The 257-nt window shown below is 67.3% G+C and carries 1 protein-coding gene; it reads left to right on the forward strand.

Going from position 1 to position 257, the window contains the following annotated elements; genetic code table 11:
- Positions 1–196, forward strand: a 196-nt coding sequence (locus RVY79_RS20415; RefSeq protein ID WP_411161770.1) for a hypothetical protein, incomplete at its 5' end; no start/stop codon positions are given.
- Positions 197–257: the final 61 nt, after the last annotated feature.

The raw sequence follows: 257 nt of genomic DNA on the forward strand, positions 1-257 counted from the left end.
GGATCTCGTCCGTCTGATCACCATTTGCGACATCTTCGCCGCGCTGATCGAGGCGCGCCCCTACAAGGCGCCGAAATCGGCCCCGGAGGCCTACGCCATCCTGAGGCAGATGACCGCGAAGCTCGATGTCGATCTGGTCCGAGCCTTCGGTGAGGTCGCGGCCGCCTGCGAACCCCCTCGACCTGCCTCCGCCTGAGGCCTCCCCCCGGTCTGTCGGCCGCGCCTCAAACGAGTTCCCAGGCCGAGCTGTCGCTCAT

This window comes from Chromohalobacter sp. HP20-39 (genome assembly GCF_033052815.1).
GTDB lineage: Bacteria > Pseudomonadota > Gammaproteobacteria > Pseudomonadales > Halomonadaceae > Chromohalobacter.